Genomic DNA, 11,717 nt, shown 5'->3' on the forward strand with positions numbered 1-11,717 from the left:
AGATCGCTGCGGCCCGTTACTTTTCACCCGCCCTTATTGTCATGCAATTTTTGCTGCCGCCGATCCGCAAGCCATTCTTCTTCGCCGGGGCAGCCTGCCTTGTGGCGTCGATGGCGCTTGCCGAACCGCTTCGGGACGACCTGACGGAGAAAGATCGAAGCCGTGTGCTGGCCGTGACTGCGCCAACGGCGGATTTTACCGAGCCGGAACCTTTCGAGGCCATGGCCGGCGGAGCGACGACCAGCACCAGCAAGGCCGACAGCGGCGCGTTCTCCCATCCTTCCGCCACAATGCCGCTCGAACGGAAGCAGGATTTCAAGCTCGGCAATGCACTGTTCCAGAAGCTCTGGGTCTCCTCCCCCTCTTCCACACAGGCCTCGGACGGGCTCGGGCCGCTGTTTAACGCTCGATCATGCCAGACCTGCCATGTGAAGGATGGCAGGGGTCGACCGCCACTTGCCGGAGAAGATGCCGTCTCGCTGTTTCTGCGACTGGCGCGACCGGCGCGCAATGAAGCCGAACGACAGGCCATTGCCAGCCACCAGACCTTAAATTTTCCCGATGAGACCTATGGCCGGCAGCTTCAGAACCTGGCCATTCCCGGCCTCGCCGCCGAAGGCAAACCGGTCATCGCCTATACGGAAGAGCCGTTTCAGCTGGCGGATGGTGAGGTGGTGATGCTGCGCAAGCCCGACTATGCCGTGGCGAACCTGCAATATGGCCCGCTCGGTGCCGACACGACGCTTTCGGCGCGCATCGCCATGCCCACCCTCGGTCTTGGCCTGATCGAGGCCATTTCCGAGGCCGATATTCTGGCCAGGGCCGACCCGGACGACAACAATGGCGACGGCATTGCCGGGCGTCCCGCATGGGTCAAAGACCATCGCACCGGCGAGGTGAAACTCGGGCGGTTTGGCTGGAAAGCGCAGAATGCGAGCGTGCGAGACCAGAGCGCCGGCGCCTTCTCCCACGATATCGGCATTTCCACACCGGATGCGCCGAATGCCTATGGCGACTGCACGGACGTCCAGAAGGAATGTCTTGCCATGCCGACCGGCGTGCAGCTGAGGCTCGGGTCGGTGGAGGCGCCCGATCCGGTTCTCGACCTCGTGACCTTCTACACCGAAAATCTCGCCGTGCCGCGCCGCCGCAACGTCGATGATCCGACGGTCCTGCAGGGAAAGCAGCTTTTCTACGCCTCCGGCTGTACGGCCTGCCACACCCCGAAATTCGTCACACGCCGCGACGCTGCCAACCCCATGCATTCTTTCCAGTTGATCTGGCCCTATTCCGATTTTCTGCTGCATGACATGGGCGAAGGACTTGCAGATGGCCAGCAGGTGGGCGAAGCCAGCGGACGGCAGTGGCGAACCCAGCCGCTTTGGGCCATAGGCCTGACGCAAAAGGTCAATGGCAACGGTTTTTACCTGCATGACGGGCGGGCGCGCAGCCTGACGGAAGCGATATTGTGGCACGGCGGCGAAGGGCAAAAAGCGCGCGACGCCTTTGCCGCCTTGCAAAAATCCGACCGGCAGGCTTTGCTGGCCTTTCTGGAGTCCCTTTGATGAAAAATGCCATGCGAAAAATTTCCGGCGTCATGTCCGTGCTGCTGCTCCTGACCGCGCCTCCGGTAAGGGCGCAGGATGTGGAACTGATGCCGCCGCCGCCGCTCGACCCGGTTGAGGTGCGGGGTGTGATGGAAAAGGCGGTGAACGGCTTCATCCGTCCCGGCTATGACCACTTCCGGCAGTCGGCGGAGACGCTGGAAGGCCGCATGAAAGCTTTCTGCACCGCTCCTTCCGAAACGACGGCAGCGGCGGCCAAGGCTGCCTTTGCCGATACGGTGTCAAGCTGGTCAACCATCGAGATCGTGCGTGTCGGCCCTGTCATCGAGAAGAACCGTTTCGAACGCGTGCTTTATTATCCCGACAAGAAGGGTCTCGGGCTGAAACAGGTGCAGCGTTATCTTACCGAAAAGGATGAGAGCGTCACGAGTGCGGATGGCCTGAGCGGCAAGAGCGTTGCGGCGCAGGGGCTCGGCGCTCTTGAGTTCGTGCTTTACGGAACCGGAGCGGAAGAACTGCTCGACAGGAAGGGTGATTTCCGCTGCCGTTACGGTGCGGCCGTCGCCGGCAACATCGCCAATGTGGCGGCGGAACTTTCCGACAGCTGGAATGCACCTGACGGCGCGCAGAAAAACTGGACCCAACCCGGAGCGGACAACCCCGTCTTTCGTGACGAGCGCGAGGCGCTTGTTGCACTGCTCGGCATTCTCGTCCATGGCTCCGAAGCCATTCGCGATCAGCGGATCGAAACCTTCTACAAGGGACCGGACAAGGCAAGATTTCCCCGTACCGCCATTTATTGGCGCTCCGGCCTGACATGGCAGAGCATTTCCACCAATATCAAGGCGGTTCAGACCCTGCTGCACACGGCGGATATGGCCGAACTCGTACCGCCCGATCAACGCTCCATCGTCAACTCCATCGATTTCATCGCCAAATCGATGATCCGCGTTGCCGGGACCATCGATACGGATGTGCAAAAGGCGCTGGATCAGGACGATCAGCGCGCCAAGGTGGATTATCTGCTGCTCAATGGCAAAGACCTGATCTACCGCTTGAACGATCAATATGGCGGTGCCATTGGCCTCAGCTCCGGCTTCTCCTTCGCCGATGGGGACTGAGCCGATGATCTCCGGCACCAAACGGATGCTGATGGATCGGCGCAGCTTCATCAAAGCGGCGGGAGTTCCCTTCCTCGCCGCGCTGGCTCCCCGTTCACTTTATGCGCTGGAGCGGACAGACGCGGTCTTTGCTTCCGCCTTCCGCGCCCGCGACGGGTCCTACGGCATTGCGACGGTGAGCGAGCGCGGCGAGATCATCGACCGCGTCGCGCTTCCTGCCCGCGCCCATGGAATGGCGACGAGCCACGCGACCGGCATGACCGTGGCCTTTGCGCGCCGGCCCGGCACCTTCTTCCTGGCCTTCGACCCCGCGCGGCGCGGCGAACCCATCGTGATGCACACGCCGGAAAACCGCCACTTCTACGGCCACGGGCAATTCTCCCCTGACGGGGCAATCCTCTATGCCAGCGAAAACGACTTCGACGGCAACCGTGGCGTTATCGGGCTCTATGACGCCCGCAACGGCTTTGCCCGCATCGGCGAATATGATGCGCATGGCATCGGCACGCATGACATGACGGTGAGCGATGACGGCCGGCTGATCGTGATCGCCAATGGCGGTATCGAGACCCACCCGGATTTCGGCCGAACCAAACTCAATATCGACAGCATGCAGCCGTCCCTCGTGCTCCTGGACGCCTCGACCGGGCAATTGATCCAGAAACACGCCATGCCGGCGCATCTGCGGCAGCTTTCCACCCGCCATGTCGATCTCGGCGATGACGGGCGTATCTGGTTCGCCTGCCAATATGAGGGACCGCGCAACGATCTCCCGTCGCTTGTCGGCCATTTCTCCAAGGGCGAGGCTCTCACCTTCGTCGATTTGCCGGAAGAAACGACGGTGCGCCTTGCCAACTATGTCGGGGCCATTGCCGTCAACCGGCGCGATGGGCTGGTGGGCCTGACCTCGCCCAACGGCAACGCCGCCGTGACGCTGGATGCGAAAACCGGGCGCGTCGTTTCCGAGACGACCGTGCGGGAAGCGGCAGGCGTCGCGCCCGCCGCGAGAGGCATTGCGGTTTCTTCCTATGACGGCTTTTTCGAGACCCGGCGCAGCGACGTGGCGTGGGACCAGCACATCGTGCGTCTGTCCAGCTAAAATACTGAAAATAAAGGGGAACAAAAGCCCGGCCGGCGCATTGGACGGATCATGAGAAATCTTGCCGTCTATGTCGTTTTTGTGGTTGCTGTTGTTGCCGTGGGGGCGCTGATCGGCGTCAACAATGTGCCCGGCGAATGGTATCAATCGCTGCAGAAGCCTTTCTTCAATCCGCCCAACTGGATTTTCGGACCCGTCTGGACCGCACTTTACGTGCTGATCGGCATTGCCGGCGCACGGACCTGGATCCGCAAGCCGAGGGGAACGCGCATGCGGCTGTGGTTCACGCAGATGGTGCTGAACTTCCTGTGGTCGCCGATTTTTTTCGGAATGCAAAGCCCGGTAGGTGCACTCGTTATCATCGTTCCGATGCTGATCTGCATCGTCGCCTTTGTGGCGCTCACCTACCGTCGTGACCGCATATCCATGTGGCTTTTCGTGCCCTATGCCGTATGGGTCGCCTTTGCCACGGTGTTGAATGCAAGCATCGGCCTGCTGAACTAAATCCCCGCACCACCCTTGCCTTGCCTGCCGCCACGCGCCATGTCAGTTTGCGATGAGGCAGAAGCAGGCAGGTAGGCCATGGAGATCACGGATCCCGGCGATTTTCGTCAGCGGATAGAAAGAAGCTTTGCGCGGCAGGGCGTGGTGCAGGCGATTAACGCCGAGATCAGCCGTATCGAACACCGGCTGGTGGAAATCGAGCTTCCTTTTCATGAAAAGCTGACGCAGCAGCACGGCATATTGCATGCGGGCGTCATCGCCGCCGGTCTGGATACGGCCTGTACCTATGCCGCTTATACGATCATCGAGCCGGAAGCCTCGCTGCTGACCATCGAGTTCAAGGTCAACCTCATGTCGCCCGGGCGCGGCGAGCGGTTCCTGTTTCGCGGCGAGATCATCAAGCCAGGGAACAACCTGATCGTCGCCGATGGCCGCGCCTATGCGCTGTCCGACGGACCGGCGAAGCTGATCGCCTCCATGACGGGCACGATGATGGTGGTGAAGGGTCGCGAGGATATTACCGGATGAGCTACCGGCTTTTGCATGTTGCGGATAAATCCGTCCTCTTCGTCATGGCGGCTTCCCCCGAATACGGCCCCCATCTTCAGGCACGCATTGCGCCACTGATGACCGGTATTGGCCCGGTCGAGGCGGCGATTGCCGTCACGGCCGTTCTTGCCGGTCTCGATGCGGCCGATCACCTGCCGGACCTCGTCGTTTCGCTCGGTTCCGCCGGTTCGCGGACGCTGGAGCAAACCGGCATCTATCAGGCGATTTCGGTTTCCTATCGCGACATGGACGCCTCCGCCTTCGGTTTCGAAAAGGGCTGCACGCCGCTGCTCGATCTGCCCGCAGAAGTGGCCTTGCCTTTGCGGATACCTGAAATTGCCGAGGCGCGGCTTTCCACGGGCGCCAATGTCGTTTCGGGCGAGGCCTACGGGCTGATCGACGCCGATATGGTGGAAATGGAAACCTTCGCGGTTTTAAGAGCCTGCCAGCGCTTCGGCGTACCGCTCGTCAGTCTGCGCGGCATTTCCGATGGCAAGGTGGATGTGAACCACGTGGACGACTGGACGGAGTACCTGCACATCATCGATGAAAAGCTGGCGGATGCCGTCCACCGGCTTTGCCGCGCCATCGAGGACGGCGTGATTGCCCTTTAGAACCTTGCGATTTTCGCAAATTTCCGCTGTTTGACGCCCGCTCCCGGGTTGCTTAAAGCCGCCATTTTCTTTAAAGGCTCGCCATGACCCAGATAGCCCATCCCGACAGCATTCTCATCATCGATTTCGGCAGCCAGGTGACGCAGCTGATTGCGCGCCGCATCCGCGAAGCCGGGGTCTATTGCGAAATCCATCCGTTCCAGAATGCCGCAGAGGCGTTCGAGAAGCTTCAGCCCAAGGGCGTGATCTTCTCCGGCGGCCCCGCATCTGTCACGGCGGAAGGAAGCCCGCGCGCGCCGCAGGCGGTGTTCGACAGCAAGGTTCCGATCCTCGGCATCTGCTACGGCCAACAGACGCTCTGCACGCAGCTCGGCGGTGTGGTCGAGGGTGGCCATGCGGCGGAATTCGGCCGCGCCGATATCGACATCAAGAAGGCGAGCCCGCTTTTCGAAGGCTTCTGGGAACAGGGCAAGAGCTATCCCGTCTGGATGAGCCATGGCGACCGCGTGACGAAGCTGCCGGAGGGTTTCGAGGTCATCGCAACCTCCGAGAACGCACCTTTCGCCATCGCTGCCGACGAGACGCGCCATTATTACACCACCATGTTCCACCCGGAAGTGGTGCATACGCCTGACGGCGGCAAGCTGCTGTCCAACTTCGTGCACAAGATCGTCGGCCTTAAATCCGACTGGACGATGGCAGCCTATCGCGCCGAGATGATCCGTAAGATCCGCGAACAGGTCGGCACCGGCCGCGTGCTCTGCGCGCTTTCCGGCGGCGTCGATTCCTCGGTTGCGGCCATCCTCATTCATGAGGCGATCGGCGACCAGCTCACCTGCGTCTACGTCGACCACGGCCTGATGCGGCTTGGCGAAAGCGAGCAGGTCGTCGGCATGTTCCGCGACCACTACAATATTCCGCTGGTGCATGTGGATGCCGCCGACCTGTTCCTCGGCGAACTGTCGGGCGTTTCCGATCCGGAAGTGAAGCGCAAGACCATCGGCCGCCTGTTCATCGAGGTCTTCGAGGCCGAAGCGGCCAAGATCGCCGCCGACGGCAAGGGCGCACCGAATTTCCTGGCACAGGGCACGCTTTACCCTGACGTCATCGAGAGCGTCTCCTTCTCCGGCGGCCCCTCGGTCACCATCAAGAGCCACCACAATGTCGGCGGTCTTCCCGAGCGGATGAACATGCAGCTCGTCGAGCCGCTGCGCGAACTCTTCAAGGATGAAGTACGCGCGCTCGGCCGTGAACTCGGCCTGCCGGACAGCTTCATCGGACGCCACCCCTTCCCCGGCCCGGGCCTGGCAATCCGCTGCCCCGGTGCGATTACCCGTGAGAAGCTGGATATTCTGCGCAAGGCGGATGCGATCTATCTCGATGAAATCCGCAAGGCCGGTCTCTACGACACCATCTGGCAGGCTTTCGCCGTGCTGCTGCCGGTGCAGACCGTGGGCGTCATGGGCGATTACCGCACCTATGACTTCGTCTGCGCGCTGCGCGCCGTGACCTCGGTGGATGGCATGACGGCGGATTTCTATCCCTACGACATGAATTTCCTCGGCCGCGCGGCAACCCGTATCATCAACGAAGTACGCGGCATCAACCGCGTCGTCTATGACGTGACGAGCAAGCCGCCCGGCACGATCGAGTGGGAATAAGGACTATACTCGACACGGTCCTGTAAAGATGACGCCGCGACTAGTTCGCGGCGTTTCTGTTTTGTCGTGCGAGATAGATGATCTGGGCGGTCAGGCCGACCACAAGGATCGCCAGCAATCCTGCCTGAGCGCCGAGAAGCAACGGCGATTTCAGGTCCGTAACCAGAGGGTGACCGTCTGGAACACGGCGCAGGATTTCGCTGACCGTCGGGACCATCAAAAGAAACGCACTGATGCTGAGACAGATGGTTTCGATATATCTGGCCATGCGCGTTGAACCCAGAACGCCTTCGACGCCGTAACCTGCGAGCAGGAACAGGATGGTCAGGACGCCAACGCCGTAACTGATCGGCTGATGCGCCACGAGGAAGACCGTCGCAGCGCCAATCAGCATGGAGACAAGATAAAGAGTGCCTGGCGCTGATCGGGGAACGATTCGACCGTGGCGGGCAAACATGTAAATGGCGGCGGGAATGGCCGGCAGGCTTCCAAGCGTATGGATCCAGCCGAGCGGAGAAATTCCGAACATGAGAGATTGCCTTTCTCGTCCAAAAGGACGTGGTGGTCCGGGAAGCAGACCGTCATCGACAAATCTGCCAGCTTGATACGGTCTATTTTTTCGGTGGCCTGCCACTCAGGTCATGCATCGAGCTCCCTCGCGAAACTCCGATTTCAAGCGGTCATGCGCTCCAGCATGGGGCGGGTTATTGCGCCAAAAGTCGTCGCATCACCATGGGCACGGGCGGAAAGCATCGCGCCGTGCACGGTGGCCATGAAGATTTCAGCATTGGCTTTGGCGGTTCCGTTGAGCGCGAGGCGCCCCTGGGCAACGCCGCGTTCCAGAACGGCGGTGAGCCAGTCGGAGAGACTTCGAAAATGCGCGCGCACTTCAAGAGCGACTGTTTCAGGCAGAACCGGAATTTCACTGGCGAGCAGAGCGCAGACGCAGAAGGAGTGAGTGGCCTCGGCGATACAGCCCTCCCAATAGCCGATATAAGCGCGGAGCTGTTCAAGCGGGTCGGAAATGTTTCGCTCCAGTTCGGCGATACCGGCTTCCGCCTCCTGCCTGTATTGCGCAACAAGTTTTTGGATTAGATCAGACTTGCTGGGAAAATGATGGTGAATGCTCGCATTGCGAATGCCGACCACAGCGGAAATATCGGCATAGCTGAAACTGTTATAGCCGCCCTTTATGATCAGGGAGCGTGCGCAACGGAGGATTTCATCGGCTTTGGTCTGTGGATTTTTCATGAGAGTTACCTACCAACTAGTAGGCAGAATGTCAACGCCAGGCGGTTTTAGCCTATGACCGCCGACCAGAGCGTGCCGGAGACCGAGTGCGCGTGACGGATATGGCGGGCCTATTCCAAGGCCGATGGCAGCTGATCCACGCCCCGAACCGAGGCCGCATCGTCCCGGTCCAGAAGCTCGTGTCATGCGGTTGACGAGCCACGAAGCCGCTTGCACGTTTGACTTTGCGCCCTTTTTCGCCAGTATTTCGACCATCCTTTGCAGAGCACCCGTCGGTCCGGCATGGCTTTAGCTAATGCCATGCAGTCCGTTAGGATAGGTTACATTTGCCTGCAAAGGACAATGGGAGGAGCCCATCGATGACAAACGATGTCGATCCGAAGCCGATGTCACGTGCCGCCGCGATCCTCTACGCCATTATTTCACCGCTCAGCCTGATGGCCCTGATCTTTCTGCCTGCGGGCCGGATCGACTGGTGTCCGGGCTTGGTTTTCCTCGCGGTCGTCGTCGCCGCCTTTGGCCTTTCCGCGCTGGTATTGGCGCGTGTGAACCCGGTCATTTTCCGCGCGCGCAGCCGGTTCCAGCCGGGCACCAAAACATGGGACCTGTTCCTCGTCACCGGTATCCTTCTCGCTTTTGCCGCTGAAATCCCGGTTGCGGCACTCGATGCCGGCCGGATGGGTTGGTCCGTCGTGCCGCTTTGGACCGTTCTGCTCGGGTATATCCTGCTTGTCGGCGGCATTGCGGTTACGGCGTGGGCCCAGGCCGTCAATCCGTTCTTCGAGCCGGGTGTCCGCATCCAAAGCGAGCGCGGACAGCGGGTGATCACGTCGGGCCCATACGGTACCGTGCGCCACCCCGGTTACACGGCCGCAATCGCAATGTTCACCGGCATACCGCTCGCATTGGGTTCCTGGGTGGCCCTGCTCCCCGCCGCTTTGGCCATCGCCCTGCTGATCCTGCGCACCGGCTGGGAAGATCGTCTGCTCCAGGCCGAATTGCCCGGCTATGCTGATTATGCCCGTGAAAGGCGCTATCGGCTATTTCCCGGCATCTGGTAAGCGTCACAAGACAATTGTTCTCTTTTTGTTCTTTAAATTATTGTCGTTAGTGATAATATCCCGGCCCGGGCAAAGGCCATGGAGCATCGCTATGGGTTTCGGGTTGGCAGATGAAGGAGGTTTAAGGCAGCTTTTCTTCGAAGGATGGGAGCCGGAGAAAATACGGCGTTTCAATCCGCGATTTAGCAGCAAGCTCTTGATCACGGTGAAACCGCCGGCAGCCCTGGCGGAACGAATTTTTGCCGATGCGTCGCACCATGCCGCAGGGCGGACGAAGCGTGAGGCCTATCCGCCGGAGCTTCTGCATATAAGCCTGCTCTGTATCGGAGGTTTCGAGACCGTACCTCACGGGCTGGTAAAGAGGCTGAAAGCAGCGCTGGGGGAGATCAAGGCGCGGCCCGTTCCGATCACATTCGATGGAACATCGCTTTTCGGCAATCGCAACAGTCTGGCGCTACACAGCAGCCGCGAAATGCAGGACCTTAAGGCTCTGGCGAAAATGGTGCAGCGCGCCCTGCGGCGGGCAAACCTGCCCTATGTCGCCGCATCGTCGTTTGCGCCACATCTCACCGTGATCTACGGCTGCGGGAAAATTGAGCTGATGCCGGCTGACAAACCCTATAGCTGGCTGGCGGGGAGCTTCGAACTCGTTTTCAGCCACAATGGCGAAACACGGCATGAGTTGCTCGGGCGCTTCGCACTCTCGCCGAAAGCGGAGCGTTACGAGCGGCCTGAAAACCAGCTACATTTGCCGGAAAAAGTGATCGGACCTTCGAAACGGCCGACACAAAGGGCGTCGGTGCGATAACATGCACCTGAAGCGGCATAGCGCTTTGATACCGACAATTTTTCCGCATTCTCCATTGGGAACTATGCGGAACCTTCTTGTGCGAATCCGGCGCTTTTCCCGCCAGCCGCACATCCGCCGCGCCAGCCGAAAACCGATCCGGTTATCGATCCCGAGCGCAAGCGAGGCGATATCGCCTCGCAACGGATAATGACCAGCTTAGAGCTGTACCTTGTCGAACGCCTTGCCGTCGATGCCGAGGGCTTCGAGATCGGCGCGGGCGGGCTTGCGATGTGCGCGAACAGCGGCCGAAACCGAGAGCGCTGCACCGAGAACGGCGAAAGTTTCACCGAAGAAGTTACGCGATGTCTTTGCAACCTGACGCATTTTTCTCTCCATCTTTGATGCCCAGATAATGGGCATTTCCGGCCCGTTCTACAACTCATGATGCAGCAGGGAAGCCATGCAGCTTTGCTCGCGCTCATTTGGATATCAGCCATTGCGATTTTGCATGGCTTAGGCACCGGGACCGGGTATATGCGCAGGGCACTTCAGCAGGCGGGTTGAATAAGACGGATATTTTGTTATGCCGGAAGTGCTTTTAGAGACGAAGAGGCAGAAGGCATGACGGTCACGATTTACGGCATCAAGAACTGCGACACGATGAAGAAGGCCAGAAGCTGGCTGGAAGCCAACGGTGTCGACTATTCTTTCCATGACTATAAGGCGGCCGGCATCGACCGTGCCCATCTGGAAACATGGTGCGATGCCGCGGGCTGGGAAACGGTTCTCAACCGCGCCGGCACCACCTTCAAGAAACTCGATGACGGCCAGAAGACCGATCTCACCCATGAGAAGGCCATCGGGCTGATGCTGGAACAGCCTTCCATGATCAAGCGTCCCGTGCTGGAGGCGAAAGGCAGGATAACCGTCGGTTTCAAGCCTGAAACCTACCAGACCCTTTTTGCGTGAACGCAGCCCGCCATGTCCAAAACAACCCGCGCCACCCAGATGCTGACCAAGGCCGGCGTTGCCTTCACCACCGTCACCTATGACTACGACCCGAATGCCGATCGCATCGGCCTGCAGGCGGCCGAGGCGATCGGTGAGCCACCGCATCTGGTGCTGAAAACGCTGATGGCGGAACTCGATGGCAAACCGGTCTGCGTCGTCGTCCCTTCGGATCGCGAGGTCAGCATGAAAAAGCTGGCCGCCGCCTTCGGAGGCAAATCCGCCAGCATGATGAGGCCTGCCGATGCGGAACGGGCCACCGGTTACCATGTCGGCGGCATCAGCCCTTTCGGGCAGAAGAAACAGGTGCCGACGGCCATCGAGGCCGGTGCCATGGCGCATGATTATGTCTACATGAATGGCGGGCAACGCGGCCTGCAGGTGAGGCTTTCGCCCCGCGATGCCCAAAGCGCACTGAAGGCGATTGCCGCGCCGCTGGTCGCCGATTGAAGCGCAAGAGGCGCGCCTGAAAGCATTTGGCTTTCGGAAGGAAT

14 protein-coding genes are annotated in these 11,717 nt (G+C 60.3%); 11 read left to right on the forward strand and 3 right to left on the reverse strand.

Translation table 11 applies throughout. The features are described 5' to 3' along the window. Positions 1-41: 41 nt before the first annotated feature. The 7 genes from ACQZ5G_RS08705 (at position 42) to guaA (ending at position 7,113) form a co-directional block, all read left to right on the forward strand. Entirely contained in the window at positions 42-1,565 is a 1,524-nt protein-coding gene (locus ACQZ5G_RS08705; protein WP_448737188.1) for a di-heme oxidoreductase family protein, read from the forward strand. Continuing rightward, positions 1,565-2,686, forward strand: a complete 1,122-nt coding sequence (locus ACQZ5G_RS08710; RefSeq protein WP_448737187.1) for an imelysin family protein — start codon at positions 1,565-1,567, stop codon at positions 2,684-2,686. The genes ACQZ5G_RS08705 and ACQZ5G_RS08710 overlap by 1 nt, the downstream gene beginning before the upstream one ends. 4 nt (positions 2,687-2,690) lie before the next feature. Further along, positions 2,691-3,785, forward strand: coding sequence for a DUF1513 domain-containing protein (locus tag ACQZ5G_RS08715; RefSeq protein ID WP_448737186.1), 1,095 nt, complete (start codon positions 2,691-2,693; stop codon positions 3,783-3,785). Positions 3,786-3,836: 51 nt separating this feature from the next. Beyond that, entirely contained in the window at positions 3,837-4,289 is a 453-nt protein-coding gene (locus ACQZ5G_RS08720; RefSeq protein ID WP_448737185.1) for a TspO/MBR family protein, read from the forward strand. A gap of 78 nt (positions 4,290-4,367) precedes the next feature. Further along, on the forward strand, positions 4,368-4,817 hold the full coding sequence (locus ACQZ5G_RS08725; RefSeq protein ID WP_003520131.1) for a PaaI family thioesterase: 450 nt from the start codon (positions 4,368-4,370) through the stop codon (positions 4,815-4,817). Next, positions 4,814-5,452 carry a 5'-methylthioadenosine/S-adenosylhomocysteine nucleosidase gene (locus ACQZ5G_RS08730; RefSeq protein ID WP_020812397.1) on the forward strand — a complete coding sequence of 213 codons (639 nt, stop codon included), beginning with the start codon at positions 4,814-4,816 and terminating at the stop codon, positions 5,450-5,452. Before ACQZ5G_RS08725 ends, ACQZ5G_RS08730 begins: the two co-directional genes overlap by 4 nt. A gap of 83 nt (positions 5,453-5,535) precedes the next feature. Continuing rightward, entirely contained in the window at positions 5,536-7,113 is a 1,578-nt protein-coding gene (guaA, locus tag ACQZ5G_RS08735) for a glutamine-hydrolyzing GMP synthase (protein ID WP_020812399.1), read from the forward strand. A 40-nt stretch (positions 7,114-7,153) separates the two neighbouring features. Here the strand turns inward: guaA and ACQZ5G_RS08740 are convergent, their stop codons facing one another. Both ACQZ5G_RS08740 and ACQZ5G_RS08745 read right to left on the reverse strand, forming a co-directional pair. Beyond that, the gene (locus ACQZ5G_RS08740) at positions 7,154-7,642 is read right to left on the reverse strand and encodes a hypothetical protein (RefSeq protein WP_448737184.1); all 489 of its coding nucleotides are present in this window, start codon (positions 7,640-7,642) and stop codon (positions 7,154-7,156) included. A 143-nt stretch (positions 7,643-7,785) separates the two neighbouring features. Continuing rightward, positions 7,786-8,364 carry a TetR/AcrR family transcriptional regulator gene (locus tag ACQZ5G_RS08745; protein ID WP_448737183.1) on the reverse strand — a complete coding sequence of 193 codons (579 nt, stop codon included), beginning with the start codon at positions 8,362-8,364 and terminating at the stop codon, positions 7,786-7,788. A gap of 359 nt (positions 8,365-8,723) precedes the next feature. Between ACQZ5G_RS08745 and ACQZ5G_RS08750 the strand changes: the two genes are divergently transcribed. Together ACQZ5G_RS08750 and ACQZ5G_RS08755 are read left to right on the forward strand one after the other, a co-directional pair. Further along, positions 8,724-9,425 (forward strand): methyltransferase, encoded by a 702-nt coding sequence (locus ACQZ5G_RS08750; RefSeq protein WP_448737182.1) that lies wholly within the window; start codon positions 8,724-8,726, stop codon positions 9,423-9,425. A gap of 91 nt (positions 9,426-9,516) precedes the next feature. Continuing rightward, positions 9,517-10,233, forward strand: coding sequence for a 2'-5' RNA ligase family protein (locus tag ACQZ5G_RS08755; protein ID WP_448737591.1), 717 nt, complete (start codon positions 9,517-9,519; stop codon positions 10,231-10,233). A gap of 198 nt (positions 10,234-10,431) precedes the next feature. On the opposite strand, the gene ACQZ5G_RS08760 is transcribed toward ACQZ5G_RS08755, so the two are convergent. Further along, on the reverse strand, positions 10,432-10,599 hold the full coding sequence (locus ACQZ5G_RS08760) for a hypothetical protein (protein WP_003503889.1): 168 nt from the start codon (positions 10,597-10,599) through the stop codon (positions 10,432-10,434). Between the two features lie 237 nt (positions 10,600-10,836). On the opposite strand from ACQZ5G_RS08760, the gene ACQZ5G_RS08765 reads away from it, so the two are divergent. Continuing rightward, on the forward strand, positions 10,837-11,184 hold the full coding sequence (locus tag ACQZ5G_RS08765; protein WP_448737181.1) for an ArsC family reductase: 348 nt from the start codon (positions 10,837-10,839) through the stop codon (positions 11,182-11,184). A 12-nt stretch (positions 11,185-11,196) separates the two neighbouring features. Continuing rightward, positions 11,197-11,673, forward strand: coding sequence for a Cys-tRNA(Pro) deacylase (gene ybaK / locus ACQZ5G_RS08770; protein ID WP_125145165.1), 477 nt, complete (start codon positions 11,197-11,199; stop codon positions 11,671-11,673). Positions 11,674-11,717: the final 44 nt, after the last annotated feature.

This window comes from Agrobacterium sp. 22-214-1, assembly GCF_053522465.1.